The organism is Pseudoxanthomonas winnipegensis (assembly GCF_004283755.1).
Lineage (GTDB): Bacteria > Pseudomonadota > Gammaproteobacteria > Xanthomonadales > Xanthomonadaceae > Pseudoxanthomonas_A > Pseudoxanthomonas_A winnipegensis.
The window spans coordinates 461,050-480,569 of sequence record NZ_SHMH01000001.1; the positions used below are offsets into that span (position 1 = coordinate 461,050).

Annotated in this window: 19 protein-coding genes; 6 read left to right on the forward strand and 13 right to left on the reverse strand. The window is 67.2% G+C overall.

What is annotated here, in order from left to right; genetic code table 11:
* The first annotated feature begins 79 nt into the window (after positions 1 to 79).
* Positions 80 to 895: a restriction endonuclease gene (locus EAT51_RS02105; protein WP_165422676.1), complete on the forward strand. Its 816-nt coding sequence runs from the start codon at positions 80 to 82 to the stop codon at positions 893 to 895.
* Here EAT51_RS02105 and EAT51_RS02110 read toward each other — a convergent pair.
* Positions 884 to 1,768, reverse strand: a complete 885-nt coding sequence (locus tag EAT51_RS02110) for a DNA-methyltransferase (protein ID WP_228257783.1) — start codon at positions 1,766 to 1,768, stop codon at positions 884 to 886. The two genes, EAT51_RS02105 and EAT51_RS02110, sit on opposite strands and share 12 nt — an antisense overlap.
* A gap of 962 nt (positions 1,769 to 2,730) precedes the next feature.
* Here EAT51_RS02110 and EAT51_RS02115 point away from each other — a divergent pair.
* Both EAT51_RS02115 and EAT51_RS02120 read left to right on the forward strand, forming a co-directional pair.
* Positions 2,731 to 2,919, forward strand: a complete 189-nt coding sequence (locus EAT51_RS02115; protein ID WP_130561213.1) for a hypothetical protein — start codon at positions 2,731 to 2,733, stop codon at positions 2,917 to 2,919.
* A 97-nt stretch (positions 2,920 to 3,016) separates the two neighbouring features.
* Positions 3,017 to 3,223 carry a hypothetical protein gene (locus EAT51_RS02120; RefSeq protein ID WP_080581200.1) on the forward strand — a complete coding sequence of 69 codons (207 nt, stop codon included), beginning with the start codon at positions 3,017 to 3,019 and terminating at the stop codon, positions 3,221 to 3,223.
* A gap of 77 nt (positions 3,224 to 3,300) precedes the next feature.
* Here EAT51_RS02120 and EAT51_RS02125 read toward each other — a convergent pair whose 3' ends face one another.
* A complete protein-coding gene (locus EAT51_RS02125; protein ID WP_197584024.1) occupies positions 3,301 to 4,692 on the reverse strand; it encodes a site-specific integrase in 1,392 nt (463 codons plus the stop codon).
* Positions 4,693 to 4,996: 304 nt separating this feature from the next.
* Between EAT51_RS02125 and EAT51_RS02130 the strand changes: the two genes are divergently transcribed.
* Entirely contained in the window at positions 4,997 to 5,704 is a 708-nt protein-coding gene (locus tag EAT51_RS02130) for a M23 family metallopeptidase (protein ID WP_205965149.1), read from the forward strand.
* Positions 5,705 to 5,743: 39 nt separating this feature from the next.
* Here the strand turns inward: EAT51_RS02130 and xerC are convergent, their stop codons facing one another.
* The 9 genes from xerC to EAT51_RS02175 all read right to left on the reverse strand — a co-directional run bounded on the left by xerC (position 5,744) and on the right by EAT51_RS02175 (position 14,144).
* Positions 5,744 to 6,625 carry a tyrosine recombinase XerC gene (xerC, locus tag EAT51_RS02135; protein WP_130515505.1) on the reverse strand — a complete coding sequence of 294 codons (882 nt, stop codon included), beginning with the start codon at positions 6,623 to 6,625 and terminating at the stop codon, positions 5,744 to 5,746.
* 9 nt (positions 6,626 to 6,634) lie between these two features.
* Entirely contained in the window at positions 6,635 to 7,012 is a 378-nt protein-coding gene (locus EAT51_RS02140) for a hypothetical protein (RefSeq protein ID WP_130515503.1), read from the reverse strand.
* A gap of 10 nt (positions 7,013 to 7,022) precedes the next feature.
* A complete protein-coding gene (locus EAT51_RS02145) occupies positions 7,023 to 7,700 on the reverse strand; it encodes a DUF484 family protein (protein ID WP_130561215.1) in 678 nt (225 codons plus the stop codon).
* Positions 7,697 to 8,548: a diaminopimelate epimerase gene (gene dapF / locus EAT51_RS02150; RefSeq protein WP_228257784.1), complete on the reverse strand. Its 852-nt coding sequence runs from the start codon at positions 8,546 to 8,548 to the stop codon at positions 7,697 to 7,699. The genes EAT51_RS02145 and dapF overlap by 4 nt, the downstream gene beginning before the upstream one ends.
* A complete protein-coding gene (lptM, locus tag EAT51_RS02155) occupies positions 8,535 to 8,783 on the reverse strand; it encodes an LPS translocon maturation chaperone LptM (RefSeq protein ID WP_130515497.1) in 249 nt (82 codons plus the stop codon). The genes dapF and lptM overlap by 14 nt, the downstream gene beginning before the upstream one ends.
* A 64-nt stretch (positions 8,784 to 8,847) precedes the next feature.
* Positions 8,848 to 9,273: a YbaN family protein gene (locus EAT51_RS02160; protein WP_228257785.1), complete on the reverse strand. Its 426-nt coding sequence runs from the start codon at positions 9,271 to 9,273 to the stop codon at positions 8,848 to 8,850.
* A gap of 141 nt (positions 9,274 to 9,414) precedes the next feature.
* Positions 9,415 to 11,544: a S9 family peptidase gene (locus EAT51_RS02165; protein WP_130561216.1), complete on the reverse strand. Its 2,130-nt coding sequence runs from the start codon at positions 11,542 to 11,544 to the stop codon at positions 9,415 to 9,417.
* 87 nt (positions 11,545 to 11,631) lie between these two features.
* Complete coding sequence (locus EAT51_RS02170; RefSeq protein WP_425599562.1) at positions 11,632 to 13,752, reverse strand: prolyl oligopeptidase family serine peptidase; 2,121 nt, start codon at positions 13,750 to 13,752, stop codon at positions 11,632 to 11,634.
* A 53-nt stretch (positions 13,753 to 13,805) separates the two neighbouring features.
* Positions 13,806 to 14,144 (reverse strand): hypothetical protein, encoded by a 339-nt coding sequence (locus tag EAT51_RS02175; RefSeq protein ID WP_130561218.1) that lies wholly within the window; start codon positions 14,142 to 14,144, stop codon positions 13,806 to 13,808.
* 115 nt (positions 14,145 to 14,259) lie between these two features.
* Here EAT51_RS02175 and EAT51_RS02180 point away from each other — a divergent pair, with 115 nt between their 5' ends.
* Positions 14,260 to 14,871 carry a lipocalin family protein gene (locus tag EAT51_RS02180; protein ID WP_228257786.1) on the forward strand — a complete coding sequence of 204 codons (612 nt, stop codon included), beginning with the start codon at positions 14,260 to 14,262 and terminating at the stop codon, positions 14,869 to 14,871.
* Between the two features lie 213 nt (positions 14,872 to 15,084).
* On the opposite strand, the gene secA is transcribed toward EAT51_RS02180, so the two are convergent.
* Both secA and EAT51_RS02190 read right to left on the reverse strand, forming a co-directional pair.
* Complete coding sequence (gene secA / locus EAT51_RS02185) at positions 15,085 to 17,832, reverse strand: preprotein translocase subunit SecA (protein ID WP_130561219.1); 2,748 nt, start codon at positions 17,830 to 17,832, stop codon at positions 15,085 to 15,087.
* A 168-nt stretch (positions 17,833 to 18,000) separates the two neighbouring features.
* Complete coding sequence (locus tag EAT51_RS02190; protein WP_130515487.1) at positions 18,001 to 18,954, reverse strand: M23 family metallopeptidase; 954 nt, start codon at positions 18,952 to 18,954, stop codon at positions 18,001 to 18,003.
* 9 nt (positions 18,955 to 18,963) lie between these two features.
* Between EAT51_RS02190 and EAT51_RS02195 the strand changes: the two genes are divergently transcribed.
* Positions 18,964 to 19,434, forward strand: coding sequence for a DciA family protein (locus EAT51_RS02195; protein WP_130515485.1), 471 nt, complete (start codon positions 18,964 to 18,966; stop codon positions 19,432 to 19,434).
* Positions 19,435 to 19,520 lie beyond the last annotated feature (86 nt).

The window sequence follows — 19,520 nt, forward strand, 5'->3', positions numbered from 1 at the left end:
AGAGACCCATTTCCGCAGGGTCTTTGCAGGCTGAACTGGGCTTGATACCGTTGTCCGTTGCAGACAACTCGTGACGCTAATGCACCAGCCCGCACTCGCCAGGCTCCAACCGCTTCTAGACCAACTTACCGAAGGCCAACTGTCGCTTGTGGGCGACGTTGCTAGGTTGTTTACAACTGACCATACGTTTACATGCTCGCCATTCCTTATCGGGAGCGGCGTCCAGTTAATGACTCAGGAAATCGTCGATGACCTTGGCGATATCATCCGCGTTCATCACGCTTTTTCACGTGAAGCCTTCTCAAAAGATAAGTTCGAATACGCGCTGGAACGTGTCCAGAAGGCCCACGGTCGGGATGCAGAGTTGGCACCGCGCGGTAACAAGGGATATGACCTAAAGATAGGCGACGAGCGATTCTCTTTGAAGACAGAAGCCTCGCAGTCCATCAAGGTCGATTCGATTCACATTTCCAAGTTTATGGAGCTGGGCGGCGGCAAATGGACAACTGACCCTGCTGACTTGGAAGGCCTGCGCCAGCAGTTTATCCAACATCTCAACGGCTACGAGCACGTGTTGACGCTGCGTCGCTTACCGGCCAAGGCGGAGGGCTGGCACAAGTATGAGCTCGTAGCCATCCCCAAAGAACTTCTTTTGCTGGCAGCAGGCGGTGCCTTGGAGATGCGAGCGGACAGCAAGCAAAACCCAAGACCTGGCTATTGCTACGTGGGAAATGCCGGCTGGGCTTATCTTGCTGGAACTCGACCTAGCCCTAAAGACTTGCAGTTTTCGCTCTACTTTGACGGCGGTGGCGAGAGAAAACTGCAAATCAAGCACATGAAAAAGAGTCTGTGCAAAGTCATCGCGACTTGGGAGTTCGAAAGCTTACCGGTGTGACTTGCGGACTTGCTTGGGAGCGGCCAGCCTTTCCCGAGCCAGTTGCGCGTATTCCTCTGACAACTCAATCCCTACGAATCGTCGGCCGTTATCGCGAGCGACCTGTCCAACTGTTCCCGAGCCGAAGAATGGGTCCAAAACCAGGCCATCGTCCTGCGTGCTTCCCGCCATGCAAAGCCGCACGAGCTCGCTGGGAAACACGGCGAAATGGTTGCCGCCGTAAGGCTCCGTGTTGATAGCCCAGACCGAACGGCGGTTTTTTGCTCCCTTCCCGTCCGCAGTTTTTTCCTTCATTGCGCCGATGTCGTAGTAGTAGCGTTCCGACTTCGAGAGCAGGAAAACGTATTCGTGCGACCGCGTAGGACGGTCCTTGACCGATTCGGGCTGACAGTTCGGCTTGTGCCAAATGATATCGGAACGAAGGAACCAACCATCAGCCTGCAAGGCCAATGCAAGCCTCCATGGAACGCCCATAAGATCTTTTGGCTTTAGGCCTTCCGGGGTGGGGGCGCGGTATTCCATGGCCCGCCCTTTGTTCTTCTTGTCAGGCGCGCGCCAAGTGCGGCCCCCGCTTGTGAAGCCATCCCCAATGTTCAGCCAGAGCGTGCCATCGGCTCGCAAGGTTCGACGCACCTCTCTAAACAGCAAAACCAGGTCAGTGATGTAGGCGTCGAGCGTGGGTTCTGCACCGATTTGGCCAGCGACTCCATAGTCGCGCAGCCCCCAATAGGGGGGGGATGTGATGCAAGCATTGAAGGTGTCGCTTGGGAAGCTCGCCAAGACACGCCGCGCATCACCCACAATCAGCCTTCCTCTGGACTCCGGCTCATCGGTGGCTGGCAACGCAGAGGGGTCCAAGGCTGTCTCGTTCACAATCTGAAGCATAGATGGGTCACTGTTCGACTACTGCGTAAGGGTCCCGTGCATGCCCCCCTTCGGTCAAGCACTGCTCGCATCTAGCGGGCCGACCAAATAGGCATCGCCCCGGCCTCTTGACAAGCGACCGGGGCGAGCTAGTTTGGATTCACGGCCCCCGAGTTTGACCGACTCGGAGGCGAGCAAAGTAGGAATCAGCTACCCGCCCAGGCAAGGCCCCTTGAGGCCACTCTAACAAGCCTGGACGGACCCGCAAGCCCCCCTCCTTTCTCTCCTCCCTGTCTGCCCAGCCCGAAGGCCGTTGGTAGCCGTAACTCGTTGTCGGTGGAAAGACCGGCTGCGCACAAGGATATCTGGGAGCCCGCAAGGGCTTGGGTTGACCGCCACCAGGGTGCGCAGGCTTTGAAGCAGGGGGACAGGGTGCTGTATGGCCTGCAACCTGCGCCAACCAGGTAGTTCAAGCGTCGCAGAGGCGTGGGGAGTGCTCAATCTGGCCCCACTCGTGTGCCCTGTCGCGGTCCGACTATCAACGGTTTGTGGCCCAAGGATGGCAGCTAGGATGATATTTCCCAGCGACGGCTGGGGAGCGGGCAAGCCCACAGGAGAGACGCCACATAGTGGTGACGGGACCCTGAGCCGGCGCGGTTGGACCGTGTGAATCCGTCGTAGCGGTGTAGTCCTTCTATCACCGCGCCCGACTGTCGGGCCGTCCTTCGGGGCGGTAACCAACGGGGGCCAAGTCACCCCTGCCGCTTCGCGCGGAGGTCCTAGGGGAGACTTTGCCCTTCATCGTCGGGGGGAGCCGGAGGCGACCCCCAAGATGAAGGGCAAAGCAGGGGAGCTTAGCTAAGCTTTAAGGGGAAGAAGGGCAGGCCCGTGCAAGCTTTTCCTGTTTCAGGAAAGCATATCGGCGCGCGCCGCCCCCTTGCGCATCGAGCCAAACGCGCTAAAAACTGGGGATGGACAGTGCCACTCGCCGAGCCGCCGCCAAGGCGGCAGACAAACTTCTGAAAGCCGCCGGTTACGATACGCGGGGCAAGAATCTGCGCAAAACCATGAAGAAGAAACGCAAAGCGGCCCACGTCGCCCGGCAAGGAAAAAAGACCGGGAAAATGCGTGGTGCATTGGCCCGCAAGTCCCTGGCTTGACGCCTTTCTCAAGTGCATGCCGTCGCTGGGACGGTATCCCTGGCAGTTTGACTGGCGGCGGGGTATTGTTCGCCCACACCCTGCTAGGAGGCATACCGTGGGCGAATGGTCGGACTATTTTGAGGACTTTCCGGAGGAGAACCCAGCGAACTGGGTTAACGGGCGTTTTGACCCTGCGGGAGCTCGGCGCGAGCATCAGAAGGCCGAAGCACTTGCGCAGTCGCAAGCAGACTTGAACAGCACCGTGCGTAGGATGATTGACGAAGGCAATCGACGCGCCCGCGAAAAGCAAGCCAAATCGTAGTCAGCGACCAAGCGCCCCGAGGGCTTGGAGACATTTCAGTTTTCTCCCCTTGGCCAGCCGACACCCAAAGCCCTCGCTCACGCGGGGGTTTTGCTTTTCTTGGCTTGGCGCGTCTTGGCAGCGTTCTCTCTGCGGCGCTCGATGTGGGCCACCTGCTTGAAGGCCCGGTCAAACTGACCTGGCACGTAGGCCGGCAACGGCACGGGTGGGCCATATTCGTTCAACGCCGCAAAACGCTTGGGGATGGTGCCGGGGTTCACGTAGTGCTTGAGGCCACTGGGCAAGGTCAAGTCGTGCCCGGTGATTTCCTGGGTCACCTGGATGGCCGTCCCGAGTTCGTTGACCAACGTGTTGGCCACGTTGTGGCGGAAACAATGGAACGACTTCAGGCGGCCGGTGAGGCCGCGCTTGATGGCATAGGCGCGGAACTGGTCCCCCAGGGTGTCGCCATAGCCCCCGGCTTCGGAGTGTTGGAGGTGGGGGAACAGGCGGTCGAACCCGGCGCGCTTCACGTCCTCGACGAACGCCAGGAACCCCGCCTGCAGCACGGTGTCGGACAAGGGGACGAAACGCGAGGAATGCGCGTTCTTCAAGCGCTGGTCCGGGCGCTGTGCACGGATATGGATGCCCCAGTGGCCGCCCACTTCTGCAACGTCGTCCACGTAGAGCTGGGCCACCTCGTTGACGCGCGCGCCCGTGGCCACGCCCAGGATGGAGCCGAACCAGCGGTGCGGGTATTTGCCGGCCCACTCTGGGAACGTCTCGGCATCGAAGAGCGCGGCCAGTTCTTCCGGCGTGAAGGGTTCGCGGGTCGGGGCATCGGTCTTGGACTTGGAGCGGTTCATGATGGCCTTGTGCGGGGCTTTGGGAATAAGGGCCTCGTCGGCCTGGGCGTTGAAGAAAGCGGCCAGGTGGTCCCGACGCTTTTCCTGGGTGCGTTCCAGCAAGGTCGGGTGGCCGCCTCTTTTGGCCTTCGCCAGCACTTCCTTGGGCGTCAGGCCACGAAACACGGCTTTCTTGCTGGCGTTGGCCGGGTAGACCGCCAGCGCATCCAGAAACGCCCGCACGTCCGTGGCCGTGACTTCTTCAATCGGCTTGTCATCGCCCAGGGCGAGAAACAGCCGCAGCGTGTATTCGGTGTCCATCACATTGCGCACGGCGCGCTGGGCCCGCCGCATGTCGCTGAGGTAGACGTCAATGCGCTCGGACAGGAGCGGGCCGGCGGGAGGCGCAGGCGGGGCGGGTGGCCTTGGAGGCTCCCAACCGTGCATGCCCGCCATGAGCGGGTCTTTTGCTGCCAGGGCGTTCAAGTCCTGAACGGTCTGCCGGAACAGGCGGCGGTCCTCGGCCGTGTTGATTTCCACGCCGCCGAGCGTCAGCCCGTTGGGCAGGCGCACCTGTTGGATGGTCAGGTCCTGATGCCCGTTCTCGCGCACCCGGCGCAAGATGTCCTTGATGTCGTCGTTCACCATCGTCCCTGTGCGTAGCGCCTTGAAGGACTCTGATAGTGCCATCGCCATGCGTGCCGCGACCAGTCGGGCGGCGTCGCCTCGACCGGGCAGGGCGCGGACGAGGAAGCGGCACCCCAGCAGCGAGCGCAGGTCAGCGGGCACAAGAAAGCGGGCATAGAGCCCGCTGGCGCGCTTCAACAAGAAGGGTTTGGGCAAAACGATACCTCAAACGATACCTTGAAGGGGTATCGTTTGAGGCTCGTAAATCACCAATAAACCTTGCAAAATCAAGCTACTTACGCTAGATTTGCAGGTGAGAATGGTGGAGGTGGGCACGACCTCACCGCTCGTGCTGGGCCCGCCGCTGCCACCGGGACTGTGGCTGGCCAGCGAAGGGCCGGGCAACGCGCAATCGCATCACTGGGGCAGCCTGGTCGCGGTCAATGGCCAGCTCACCATTCCACAACGCTATGCCGTCGATGTGTTCGGCCTCGACGCGAACGGCCGCGCCCTGCGCGGCGGTGCGGTCGACTTCAGCAGGAGCCGGCGCGAGGACTGGATCGGCTACGGCGCGCAGGTCCTGGCCGTGGCCGACGGCGTGGTGCGCGATGTCCATGACGGCGCCCCGGAGCATGCGCCCCTGGAAGCGCAGGCCGAGCCCGATTCGCTGACTGCGCAGGGCCTGTACGGCAACTACGTGGTGCTTCAGATCGCGCCGAAGGTGTTCGTCCACTACGCCCATCTGCAGCGCGGCAGCGTGGCGGTCACCGTGGGACAGCGGCTGCATCGCGGCCAGGTGCTCGGGCGCTTGGGTCAGTCGGGTAATTCCAACGGGCCCCACCTGCACTTCCACGTCTCCGACGCGGCGACGTTCGAAGGCTCGGAAGGCTTGCCGTTCGTGTTCGACAGCAATCGGTCTCCGGGCCACTGGTCGCTCACCCAGGCGATCGACCCGGAGGCAAAGTTCAGCCCGGATCGCATCCCCCATTCCAGACAGATGCCACTGGATGGCGAAGTGCTCGGGTTCTAGGCCGCGCAGCGCGTGCCGAAGTCGGCCGGGCGCGCCGGATCAGACCTTGCGCTTGGCGCGCGGATGCGCGCCGTCGTAGACCTTGGCCAGGTGCTGGAAGTCCAGGTGCGTATAGATCTGCGTGGTGGCGATGTCGGCATGGCCGAGCAGTTCCTGCACGCCGCGCAGGTCGCCGGAGGATTCGAGGATATGGCTGGCGAAGCTGTGCCGCAGCATGTGCGGATGCACGTGCTTGAACAGCCCCTGGCGCTGCGCCAGCTGCTGGATGCGCAGCTGCACGGCGCGCTGGGAGATCGTGCCGCCGCCGCGGCCGGGGAACACCGGCGCGGCGTCCTCGGCCGGCTTCTCCTCGCGCCAGGCCGCCAGCGCGGCGCGCGCGTGCGAGCCCACCGGCACGATGCGCTGCTTGCGGCCCTTGCCCAGCACGGTGACCACGCCGGAGGCCAGGTCCAGGTCGGACCAGCGCAGCGCGCACAGTTCGCTCAGGCGCAGCCCGGAGGAATAGAACAGTTCCAGCAACGCGCGATCGCGCAGGCCCAGCGGCGCATCGGTCGGCACCTCGACCAGGCGCACGGCCTCGTCGGCGTCGAGCACCTTGGGCAGCTTGCGCGGCGCCTTGGGCGCGCGCAGTCCGGCCACGGGACTGGCGGCGATGCGCCCGTGCTTGAGCAGCCATAGATAGAAGCTGCGGCAGGCCGACAGCCGGCGCTGCAGACTGGTCGGCGCCAGCCCCTGGCGATGGCCGGCGGCGATGAAGGCCCGCAGCTGATCGGCCTGCAGCGCCTCGACCGGCGTGCCGTCCTGCGTCTGCGCGGCCCACTGGGTCAGCGCCGTCAGGTCCCGGCGATAGGCGTCCAGCGTATGCGCCGAGACCTGGCGCTCGACGCGCAGGTGATCCAGGAAGGCCTCAACGGCGGACATGCCGCGGCCTCACTGCTGCATCCGATGACGCAGCATGCGCTGCACCAGCCACAGGTAGCGCGCCGGCGCCTGCGGCAGCAGCGCCATCGCCACCGACAGCAGCAGCACCGCGGTGACCACCGCGGGCACCAGCAGCGCATCCACGTACAACCAGCCGGTGCTCATCGCGGCGCCGATCGCGAACAGGCCACGCGTGTGCGAGAGGTGTTCGCTGGAACAGCGCATGGCCGAGACCTGCGCGATCACCAGCAGCACGCAGGTCGCCGCGAGCGCGACGCCCCAGGTGCCCTGCGACACCGGATGGCGCCGCGCGTACACGCCGGTGGCCAACAGCGGCCATAGCCGGAAGATCGCCATGGACAGCATGACCCAGGCGCGGAAGAACATCGCCCTCGCCCTAGGCGTCGAAGCGCTTCAACGCGGTGGTCAGCGCCTCGCCCATCATGCGCAGGAACAGCGTGCCCATGCCGGGGTAGAAGCGGTTGCCATCGCGGCTGCCGACGGCCACCAGGCCCACGCCGGGCAGCGGCAGCAGCGCCGAGGAACCGATCTCCTCGGCCTGGGCGGCGTAGAGCAGCGTGTTCTTCTGCGGCTGCAGGCGCCCGCACAGCGGCTCGCCATCGGCCAGGCAGTCGCGGAACGGGACCAGGTGCGAGCTGCCCTCGGCGATCGACTGCAGCCAGGGCGCGTCGGCCAGCGACTCCGGCAGCGGCGCGAAGATCACGATCCGCACCAGGTCGCCCTGGAAATCCTCCTCCAGCGAGGCCGCCATCGCCGCCAGCGTGTCGGCGACGCTGGACTGGCGCATCAGCGCCAGGGTCAGCTGGTGCACGCGCACGGCCAGGCGCTCGTTCTCCAGCGCGTTGGCCGACAGTTCGCCCAGGCGGCGCGAGAGCTCGCGGTTCTTGTCGCGCAGCACCTCCAGCTGGTAGCTGGCCAGCGAGGCGGCCGGGCCCTTCTCGCGCGGCACCACCAGGGTCTGGGCCAGGTCCGGAAACTGCTGCAGGAAGCCCGGGTGCCGGCGCAGCCAGGCGGCCACCTCGTGGCTGCCGAGTTTCTCGTTGGTCTCGCTCATTGCGTCCATTCCCCTTCGAACACGAATGTCGCCGGCCCGGACATCACCACCTCGGCGGCATCGTCGGGCCAGTCGATCTGCAGGTCGCCGCCGGGCAGCGACACGGTGACGCTGCGCTCGACCAGGCCGGCGCGCATCAGCACCACCGCCGCCGCGCAGGCGCCGCTGCCGCAGGCCAGGGTTTCGCCGACGCCGCGCTCGAGCACGCGCAGTCCGATGCGCTGGCGGCTGATCACCTGGGCAAAGCCGACGTTGACCGATTCGGGAAACGTCGCGCTGGCCTGCAGCGCCGGGCCCAGCTCGGCCACCGGGGCGCTGGCCACATCGGCCACCTGCACCACCGCATGCGGATTGCCCATCGACACCGCGCCGAACACCACCGGCGCGCCGTCGATCCGCACCGAATAGCTCGGCTGCTCGCTGTCGAACCCGGCCAGCGGCACCTGCGCCGGCTGCCAGCGCGGCACGCCCATGGCCACGGCGAAGCCGGCCTCGGTGCGCTGCACGCGATGGGTACCGGCGGGACTGTCCATCTGGAAGGGCGCCTCGGCCCGGGCCAGGCCGGCACGCACCAGCCAGGCGGCGATGCAGCGCGCGCCGTTGCCGCACTGGCCCGAGAGCGAGCCATCGGCGTTCCAGATCCGGTACGAGGCGACCGAGCCTTCGGCCCGCGGCGCCTCGATGGTCAGCAGCTGGTCGCAGCCCACGCCGCGATGGCGGTCGGCCAGGTGCGCGGCCAGGGCCGCGTCCGGCGCGGGGCGTCCGCCGCGCAGGTCGAGCACGACGAAGTCGTTGCCCGCCCCATGCATCTTGGAAAACCGCAGCGGTGCGGTGTCAGGGCTTGCCATTGCCACTGCCCTGGTCGATGGCCTGGGTGGCGGCATCGTCCTGCGGGCTCGGTGCGGAGGTGGGTTCCTGCGGCTTGACCTGCACCGGCGGCGCGCCGGTCTGGGTCTTGGGCGCCGGGGCGGGCTGCTGCACCGGCGTGGGCCGCTCCGGCAGCACCAGCGGACCCTTGTTGCCACAGGCCGACAGCGCCAGCAGCACGGCGCTTACGAGCGCGATTCGCGATACGGTCTTCATGGCTTGAGTATAGCGATTGCCGGCGCACAACCGCCGGCGCGGGCCGCGCGCGATCAGCGCCGCGTCACGGCGCGGGCGGCGGCTCGGGCCGCTGCCACATCCAAAGCACCACCGCCGACAGGCAGGCCACCGGAATGGCCGACAGCCACCAGTGCGCCGGCGTCAGCCAGGCCATCGCGGTCACGGTGAACGCGGCGCTGGCCAGCATGGTCCAGCTCGCCAGCCACTTGGCCCGGCGCGGGATCGCCCCGTGCGCCTGCCAGTCGTGGATCAGCGGGCCGAAGTGCCGATGCGACAGCAGGGCACGGTGCAGGCGCTCGGACCCGCGCGAGGCGGCGAAGGCCGCGATCAGGATGAACACCGTGGTCGGCATCACCGGCAGGAACAGCCCGATCAGGCCCAGCAGCAGGCTGGTCCAGGCCAGCAGCCACCAGGCCCAGCGAAAGCGGCTGGGGGGCGGCGTCAGTTCCGGCGGCAGGGGCGTGTCCACCTGCGTATTGTCGCCCGCCGCGCGTGTAGGCGGCATCGCGAAAGGCGCACGCTGCGTTGCAGGCCCCGCCGATGTCCCCATGGGCGGGAACATCGGTGCGCCGGGTCGGCCGGGGCGGGTCAACCCCGGGTCGGGGGGCGCTCAGTGCTGCTGGGTGACGCCCAGCTGGTCGAGCATGAAGGCGTAGTACTCGGACATTTCCTGGTAGCGGCGGAAACGGCCGGACTTGCCGCCGTGGCCGGCTTCCATGTTGGTGCGGAACACCACCGGCTGCTTGCCGGTGTCCAGATCGCGCAGGCGCGCCACGTACTTGGCCGGTTCCCAGTACTGCACCTGCGAGTCCCACAGCCCGGTGCCGACGAACATCGCCGGGTAGGCCCGCTTCTTCAGATTGTCGTAGGGTGAGTAGGTGACGATGTAGTCGTAGAACTCGCGCTTCTCCGGGTTGCCCCACTCGTCGTATTCGTTGGTGGTCAGCGGGATGCTCGGGTCGAGCATGGTGGTGACCACGTCCACGAACGGCACCTGCGAGATGATCACGCGGTAGTCGTCCGGCGCCATGTTGGTGATCGCGCCCATCAGCAGGCCGCCGGCGCTGCCGCCCATGGCCGCGACGCGGTCCTTGGCTACGTAACCCTGCTTGACCAGCGCCTCGGTGACGTCGATGAAGTCGGTGAAGGTGTTCTTCTTCTTGAGCAGCTTGCCGTTGTCGTACCAGGCCCGGCCCATCTCCTCGCCGCCGCGGATGTGGGCGATGGCGTAGACCATGCCGCGATCGAGCAGGCTCACCACCGGGCCGGAGAAGCCAGGATCCATCGACATCCCGTAGCTGCCGTAGCCGTACTGCAGCAGCGCGGCGGTGCCGTCCTTCTTGAAGCCCTTCTTGTAGACCAGCGACACCGGCACCTTGGTGCCGTCGCGCGCGGTCACCCACAGCCGCTCGGTGGTGTACTTGGCCGGGTCGTAGCCCAGCACCGGCTGCTGCTTGAGCAGGCGGCGCTCGCCGGTGACGGTATTGAGCTCGTAGGTCGTGGCCGGCGTGGTCAGCGAGGTATAGCTGTAGCGCAGCCACGGCGTGTCGTGCTCGGGGTTGGCGTCCAAGCCCATCGAATAGGCCGGCTCATCGGCCTGGACATAGGAGGACTTGCCGTCCTTGCCCAGCAGCCGGATGCGCTCCAGCCCTTCCGAGCGCTCGCCGATCGCGGTGAAGCCGTCAAACAGCTCGAAGCCGTCGATGTAGACGCTGTCGCTGTGCGCGATCCAGTCCTTCCAGTCCTTGCGCGCGGTGGCGCCGTCGGCGGCGGTCACGATCTTGAAGTTGGTCGCGCCGTCGGCATTGGTGCGGATCACCCAGCGGCCGTTGAAATGGTCGGCGTCGTATTCCACATCGCGCGCACGCGGCGCCAGCACGGTGAAGGCCTGCGGATCGGCCGCCGGCGCGTAGCGCTCCTCGCTGGAGACCGTGCTGTGCACGCCGATGGTGATGTACTTGTCGTCGCGGGTGCGGCCCAGGCCCATGTAGAAGCTGTCGTCGTGCTCCTCGTAGACCAGCGTGTCCTGCGCCACGGGGGTGCCCAGCACGTGCTTCTTCACGCGCACGGTCAGCAGCGTCTCCGGGTCGTTCTCGACGTAGAACAGGGTCTTGTTGTCGTCGGCCCAGACCACGTCGGGCGACACGCCCGGGATCTGGTCCGGCAGCACCTGGCCGGTGCTCAGGTCCTTGAAGCGGATCGTGTACTGGCGCCGGCCGACCGCGTCGTCGGCATAGGCCAGCAGACGGTTGTCCTGGCTGACCTCCCAGGTGCCGACGCTGTAATAGCCCTTGCCGTCGGCCAGCGCGTTGACGTCCAGCATCACCTCTTCCGGCGCCTCCATGCTGCCCTTGCGGCGGGCGTGCACGGGATAGTCCTTGCCGGTCTCGAAACGCGTGTAGTACCAGTAGCCGCGCTCGCGGTACGGCACCGAGGCGTCGTCCTGCTTGATGCGCGCGACGATCTCCTTGTACAGCGTGTCCTGCAGCGGCTTGAGCGGCGCCAGCACCGCATCGGCGTAGGCGTTCTCGGCCTTGAGGTAGTCGAGCATCTGCGGGTTGGTGCGCGTATCGTCGCGCAGCCAGTAGTACTCGTCCTGACGCTGCGCGCCGAACGGCGCGGTGACCACGTGCGGCTTCTTGGCCACGTCCGGCGGCGTGGCCTGGGTGGCGGCGAGGGTCGAGGGAATGGAAGTGCTCATCAGCAGGGTCGCGGCCAGCAGGGCGGGAAGGGGCTTCATGGATAGGTCCGTCTGGATCGGGTTGCAAGGGCCGGACGCGGGCGCCGCGCATCCTGCGGCGCCCGCGCCCTGCGTCGGCGGCTCACGTCACTGGCTCAGCTGTTCCCACAGGAAGGTGTAGGCCAGCGCGTTCATGTGCGCGGACTGGGCGTTGTTGGCCGCGCCGCCGTGGCCGCCCTCGATGTTCTCGTAGTAGCGCACGTTCTTACCGGCGTCGAGCATCTTGGCCGCCATCTTGCGCGCGTGACCGGGATGGACGCGGTCGTCGCGGGTGGAGGTCAGGAACAGCGTCGGCGGGTAGTCCTTGCCCGCATCGAACAGGTGATACGGCGAGAAGGTCTTGATGTAGTCCCAGTCGGCCGTGTCCGGGTTGCCGTACTCGGCCATCCACGAGGCGCCGGCCAGCAGGTGGCTGTAGCGCTTCATGTCCAGCAGCGGCACCTGCACCACGATCGCGCCGAACAGCTGCGGATACTGGGTCAGCATGTTGCCCATCAGCAGGCCGCCGTTGCTGCCGCCCATCGCGCCCAGGTGGGCGGGCGAGGTGATCTTGCGCGCGGCCAGGTCCTGGGCCACCGCGGCGAAATCCTCATAGGCCTTGTGCCGGTTGGCCTTGAGCGCGGCCTGGTGCCAGCGCGGGCCGTATTCGCCGCCGCCGCGGATGTTGGCCACCGCGTACACGCCGCCCTTCTCCAGCCAGCCCTTGCCGATGCCGCCGGAATAGCCGGGCGTCATCGAGATCTCGAAGCCGCCATAGCCGTACAGCAGGGTCGGCGCGCGGCCGTCGTACTTCAGGTCCTTGGGCCGCACCAGGAAGTACGGCACGCGCGTGCCGTCCTTGGAGGTGGCGAAGTGCTGCTCGATCACATCGCGCGAGGCGTCGAAGAACGTCGGCATCGTCTTCAGCGGCGCCAGCGCGGCCGTCGGCGCGTTGGCGTCGGCCAGCATCAGCGTGGTCGGCGTCAGGTAGTCGGTGACGGTCAGCCACAGCGCGTCGGAGTCGTCGCCGTCCACGGCGCTGGCGCCGATCGCGCCGAAGGCCGAGTCGCCCACCTTCAGCGGCGTGGACACCCACTTGCCCTCGGCGTGGGTCAGCACGCTGAGGCGGTTCTTGACGTCCTGCATGACGTTGAGGACGACGTGGTGCCGGGTGAAGGTGACCCCGGCCAGCGAGGTCGTGTCGGTCGGCTCGAACAGCACCTCGAAGTCGCGCTTGCCGGCCATGAAGTCGTCGAAGCGCGCGACCAGCAGCGAGCCGGCCTTGTAGGTCTTGCCGCCGACGGTCCAGGGCTCGCGCAGTTCCAGCGCCAGCCATTCGCGCTGCACGGTCTTCTGCGCCGAGTTGGGCGCATCGATCTTGGTCAGTGCGTCATCCTTGCCGCGCAGATAGAGCTCGTCGTTGTAGAAGGCGATGGTGCGGGTGACGAAGTCGCGCTCGAAGCCCGGCGTCGCGTCATGCGCGGCCGCGATGTACATGTCCTCCGGCTTGCCCTCGTAGACGAGCTTGGCCGAAGCCAGCGGCGTGCCGCGCTTCCATTCCTTGACGACGCGCGGATAGCCCGAAGTGGTCAGGCTGCCGTCGCCGAAATCGGTGTAGACATAGACGGTGTCGGCATCGATCCAGCCCAGGCCGCCCTTGGCCGCCGGCCGGTAGAAGCCGTCCTTGACCCAGGTCTTGGTGGTCAGGTCGAACTCGCGGGTCACGTCGGCATCCGAGCCGCCGCGCGAGAGCGCGATCAGGCAGCGGGTGTAGTCGGGCTTGCGACATTCGGCGCCGTGCCAGACCCAGGTCTCGTGCTCGGCGGCGTTGAGCGCGTCGAGGTCCAGCACGGTCTCCCAGGTGGGATTGGGCTTGCGGTACTCGGCCAGCGTGGTGCGGCGCCAGACGCCGCGCGCGTGGTCCTTGTCCTTCCACAGGTTGTAGTAGTAGTCGCCGATCTTGCTGACGTAGGGGATCTTGGCGTCCGAGTCCAGGATCGCGCGGATCTGCCCTTCCAGCTGCTTGAACTGCGGCGTGCCGGCAAGCTGCGCCTCGGTGACCGCGTTGTGCTCCTTGACCCAGGCCAGCGGCCGGGCGCCTTCGACCTCTTCCATCCACTGGTAGGGGTCGTTGTCCACGGGGGTCTCCTGGGCATGGGCGCTGGCGGCGGCGAGGCCTGCGACCAGGGCAAGGGCGAATCGGTTCAAGGCGGGCTCCGTACGAGGCATTGCAGCCGCCGCACGCTAGCACAGCCCTCGCGGTGCCCTGCCCGTGCCGAAGGTCAGGCCACGCGGGCGGGCGAGCGGCTGCGTGACCCGATGGTCATCGAGCGGCGGCGGCGGGCCTGCTGACCGCCGCGCCGCCGCCGCGGCACCGCATCGATGGCCGGAGGCGCCGGCGCGGGCCAGGACGGCAGGCGGAAGCGGTGCAGCGACCACCACGCCACCAGCGGCAGGCCGGCCAGCCACAGCGGGGTCCAGCCCAGGGCCTCGGTCGATCCGCGCGCGGCCGGCAGCAGGACCACCAGGGCCAGGCCGGTCAGCGCGATCGTGCTCAGGGTCAGCTCCAGGCGGGGATCGGCGTGGGAAGCGGTGCGGGCAGCGTGCGAAACGTGGGCCATGGCGGTGCGTCCGGTCGGAGGTGGAAGCGCAGGCTGCCCGCGCCCCTTCTCACCGGTTGCGACCGCGGCGCGGGCGAACGCGGCCTTGACGCCGGCCGGCCTAGCCTGCTCGCCGATGCCCGCCCTGCCGACCATCGCCTCGCCCCGGAAGCGCCGCCACCTGCTGGCCCTGGCGCTGCTGCCCCTGATCGCCGCCTGCGGGACCGTGCCCATGCCGACCACAAGTACCGACGCCGCCCCGCCGATCGACCTGCCGCGCTTCATGGGCGCCTGGCATGTGATCGCCCATGTGCCCTACTTCGGCGAGCGCGGCCATGTCGCCAGCCGCGACGAGTACCGGCTCAAGCCCGGCGGCGGCATCGCGGTGCATTACGTCTATCAGGAAGGCTTCGGCGAGCCGGTCAAGACCCTGGACTCGCGCGCCACGGTCAAGGCCGGCACCGGCAACCGGCGCTGGACGACCTGGTTCTTCGGCGTGATCCCGACCAAGTACCGCATCCTGGAGACCGCGCCGGACTACTCCTGGGCGCTGGTCGACTATCCGGGCCGCGACCTGGCCTGGATCTTCTCGCGCACCGCCGACCTGCCCGATGCGCAGTACGCCGACCTGGTGGCCCGAATGCGCACCCACGGCGTGGACACGGGCAAGCTGATCCGCGTGCCGCAGCTGGCCGAGCAGGAAGGCAAGCCGGGCTTCGCGCCGGCGAAGAAGCCGCAGGCGCGCTAGCACGCGCTCCGGTCTCGCAGTGCCGCCGCTGTTCTGTAGAGCGGAGCTTGCTCCGCTGTGGCTCTCCCGATGATCCGAACGAAGAGCAGCGGAGCAAGCTCCGCTCTACAGGGTGCGTGGTCCGGATCATGCGAGTGCCGCGGTGCCCGGAACGAGAAAAGCCCGGATGGCGACATCCGGGCTTCTTCGTTTTCACCAGGTGCTGGGCCTGGATCAGCTCAGCTGGCCGTGGCAGTGCTTGTACTTCTTGCCGCTGCCGCAGGGGCAGGGATCGTTGCGGCCCACCTTGGGCTCGTCGCGGAACACCGTGGCCGGGGCGGCGGCCGCGGCGGCCTGCGCGGCCTGCACCTGCGCGGCTTCCTCGTCGGCACCGTAACCACCGGTGGGCGCGTGCTGGAACTGCATGGCGCGCTGCTGGGCCTCGGCCACGCGGCGCTCCTGGGCCTCCAGTTCGGCCACCTCCTCCTCGCTGCGGATGCGCAGGCGCGCCAGGATGGTGATCACCTCGCGCTTGACGCCTTCCAGCATCTCGGAGAACAGCTCGAAGGCTTCCTTCTTGTACTCCTGCTTGGGCTGCTTCTGCGCATAGCCGCGCAGATGGATGCCCTGGCGCAGATAGTCCATGCGCGCCAGATGCTCCTTCCAGCCCTTGTCGAGCACGGTCAGCATCACGTGCTTCTCCAGCGCGCGCATGGTCTCGGCGCCGATCTGCTCTTCCTTCTGCGCGAAGTGGGTGTCCATCGCCTCCTGCACCAGCGCCTCGATGCGCTCGGCGTCCAGTTCCTCGAACTGGGTCGGCCACTGGGTCACCGGCAGGTCCAGGCCCGCCTCGGCGGCCAGCTCGGCCTGCAGGCCGGGCAGGTCCCACTGCTCGTCGACCGAATTGGCCGGCACATGACGCGCGACCAGGTCGGCGACCACGTCGCCGCGGATGCCCTCGATGTTCTCCTTCACCGACTCGGCGTCCAGCAGCTCGTCGCGCTGGGCGTAGATGACCTTGCGCTGGTCGTTGTTGACGTCGTCGAAGTCCAGCAGGTTCTTGCGGATGTCGAAGTTGTGCGCCTCGACCTTGCGCTGGGCCTTCTCGATCTGGCGGCTGACGAGGCGATCCTCGATCACGTCGTCCTCCTTCATGCCGATCAGCTTCATCGCCTTCTGCACCCAGTCGCTGGCGAAGATGCGCATCAGGTTGTCTTCGAGCGACAGGTAGAAGCGCGAGGAACCCGGGTCGCCCTGGCGGCCGGAACGGCCGCGCAGCTGGTTGTCGATGCGGCGGCTCTCGTGGCGCTCGGTGCCCACGATGTGCAGGCCGCCGGCTTCCTTGACCTGCTCGTGGCGGGTCTTCCACTCCGAACGCACGCGGGCGATGTCCAGCTCCGCGGCGTCCTCGCCCAGCGCGGCCAGTTCGGCCTCCAGCGAACCGCCCAGCACGATGTCGGTGCCGCGGCCGGCCATGTTGGTGGCGATGGTCACCGCGCCCGGACGGCCGGCGTTGGCGACGATCGAGGCCTCGCGCTCGTGCTGCTTGGCGTTGAGCACCTCGTGCGGGACCTTGTTCTTGCGCAGGTGCTCGGAGAGCATCTCCGAGGTCTCGATCGAGGTGGTGCCCACCAGCACCGGCTGACCGCGCTTGTAGCAGTCCTGGATGTCGGCCAGCACCGCGTTGAACTTGCCCTTGCGGTTGAGGAACACCTGGTCCGGCGAATCCTTGCGGATGGTCGGCCGGTGGGTCGGGATCACGATCACTTCCAGGCCGTAGATGCTCTGGAACTCGTAGGCCTCGGTGTCCGCCGTACCGGTCATGCCGGCCAGCTTGTTGTACATGCGGAACAGGTTCTGGAAGGTGATCGAGGCCAGCGTCTGGTTCTCGCGCTGCACCTGCACCCCTTCCTTGGCCTCGACCGCCTGGTGCAGGCCGTCGGACCAGCGCCGGCCCACCAGCGTGCGGCCGGTGAACTCGTCGACGATCACCACCTCGCCGTCGCGCACGATGTAGTCCACGTCGCGCTGGTAGATGGCATGGGCGCGCAGGGCGGCGTTGAGGTGATGGACCACGCCCAGGTTCTGCGGCGAGTACAGGCCATCGTCCTCGTCGTCCTTCAGGATGCCGGCCTGGCGCAGCAGGTCCTCGGCGTGGGTCTGGCCGGCCTCGGACAGATGCACCTGCTTGGACTTCTCATCGACCCAGTAGTCGCCCTCGCCTTCCTCGCTCTCCTGCTTGATCAGCGCCGGCACGATGCGGTTGACGCGCACGTACAGCTCGGGCGAATCGTCGGCCGGGCCGGAGATGATCAGCGGCGTGCGCGCCTCGTCGATCAGGATCGAGTCGACCTCGTCGACGATGGCGAAGTTGAGCTGGCGCTGGTAGCGGTCCTCGCGCGCCATGGCCATGTTGTCGCGCAGGTAGTCGAAGCCGAACTCGTTGTTGGTGCCGTAGGTGATGTCGCTGGCGTAGGCCGCGCGCTTGTCGCCGTGCGGCATGCCCGGGTAGACCACGCCCACGCTCAGGCCCAGCCAGTTGTACAGCTTGCCCATCTGCGCCGCGTCGCGGCGGGCCAGGTAGTCGTTGACCGTGACCACGTGCACGCCCTTGCCTTCCAGCGCGTTGAGGTACACGGCCAGGGTCGCGACCAGGGTCTTGCCCTCGCCGGTGCGCATCTCGGCGATCTTGCCCAGGTGCAGCACCATGCCGCCGACCAGCTGCACGTCGTAGTGGCGCAGGCCCAGCACGCGGCGCGAGGCCTCGCGGCACACGGCGAAGGCCTCGGGCAGGATCTTGTCCAGCGCCTCGCCCTCGGCGACGCGCTTCTGGAATTCGGGGGTCTTGGCCTTCAGTTCCTCGTCGCTGAGCTTCTGCAGCTCCGGTTCCAGCGCATTGATGCGCACCACCAGGCGGTCGAGCTGTTTGAGCAGACGTTCGTTACGGCTGCCGAAGACGCGGGTGAGCAAGCTGTTGATCATGAAGAAGAACCGGAATGGGAAGGAGCGTCGGCACCACCGCTGGCCTCTTTGCTTCCCCAAGGCCGGATGCCGAAAAACGCAACGCGGGCGCAAGGCGCCCCGTCACGAGAACACGACATTGTAGCTTGGGGCGCCGCTGATCGAATCAAGGCGCCCCGCGGAGGCGCCTCAGCCGCGGCCGCGCACGCCCACCGGGGTGGGGCCCTGGCCCAGGAACTTGCTCGGGTTCACCACCTGGCCGTCCTGCCAGACCTCGAAATGCACGTGGGCGCCGGTCGAACGCCCGGTGGAACCGGCCTTGGCCACTTCCTGCCCGGCGCGCACCAGGTCGCCCGGCTTCACCACCACGCGCGAGTTGTGCGCGTAGCGGGTCACATAGCCATTGCCGTGGTCGATGTCGACCACGTTGCCGTAGCCGCTCTTGACCCCGGCGAAGCTGACCACGCCGTCGGCCACGGCCATGACCGGATCGCCGACGTTGGCCTTGAAGTCGATGCCCTTGTGCCGCTCGCCGCCGCCGCCGAACGGATCGGCGCGACCGCCGAAGCCGGAGGTGATGTAGGTATTGGCCAGCGGCATGCGCGAGGGCGTCGCGTTGCGGTCCAGCTGGCGGTTGAACAGCAGCGACTCGAGCACCGAGAGCTGCTGGCCGGAGGCGTCGAACTTGGCCCCCAGCGCGTCCAGGCCCTGCGCCAGCTCGCGCGGCGGCATGTCGCTGACCGCGCCTTCCGGGCCGCCCACGCCGACCGGCTCGTTGAAGTCGAATTCGCCGTCGTCCAGCTTGCCCATTTGGGTCAGCCGCTCGCCCAGCGCGTTGAGGCGGTTGGCCTGGGCCTGCAGCTCGCCCAGGCGCGCGGACATGGCGTTGATCTCCTGCTGCGCGCCGCGCTTGACCTGCTCAAGCTCGGCCTGCTGCCTGGCGGTCTTGGCCTGCAGGTAGGACACCTGCGCCAGGCCGAAGGCGCTGCGCGTGGCCAGGCCGGCCAGCAGGCCGGCGGCGAGCAGGATGCCGGCACTGGCCAGCGGGCGGGCGTGGCTGAAGCGGCGCGCCTGCACCGCCCGCAGGGCCAGGTGATGGCGTGCCCAGGAGCGCGTATTGTGAAGAACGTTGTTGAAGCTCATGGAATATCGATGTCTCAAGCCAAGTCCCAGTCGCGTCGGCCGGCGGCGCCGGTGCCGGCCCTGGAGGCCGCGCTGGCGTCGGCGGCGGCCGATCCGCTGCGTCATGCCATCCGGCTCGACGCGCTGGAACAGCAACTGCGCCCCTGTCTGCCCCCGGCGCTGGCCGCGCACTGCCGCCTGGCCAATGTGACGGGGGACCGTCTGGTCTTCGTGGTGGATTCGCCGGTCTGGAACGCCAAGCTCCGCCTGGCCTCCGCACACCTAGTCGAAGTCGCCCGCTCCCTCGGTCTTGGGATCAACTCCGTGATCGCCCGGACTTCGCTGCAACCCCTCTTCCAGGCCGAGACCGCCGGCCAGAACTCCGGCACGGGCTCCCCGGTCGCGCGTGCCGCCCTGCGCGAGGCGATGGAGATGCTGGAGGCGTCTCCCGCGCCAGGCGCGGGTGGAACAGCAGGGCCGCGTCCCAGGTCCAAACGTTAAGACCGGGTAGAAGGCCGGCAGGCATCGTACCGACCCGGGCTGGGCCAGTCGTTAGCTCAAAGTTAGAAAACGGTTAAGCCGCGCCT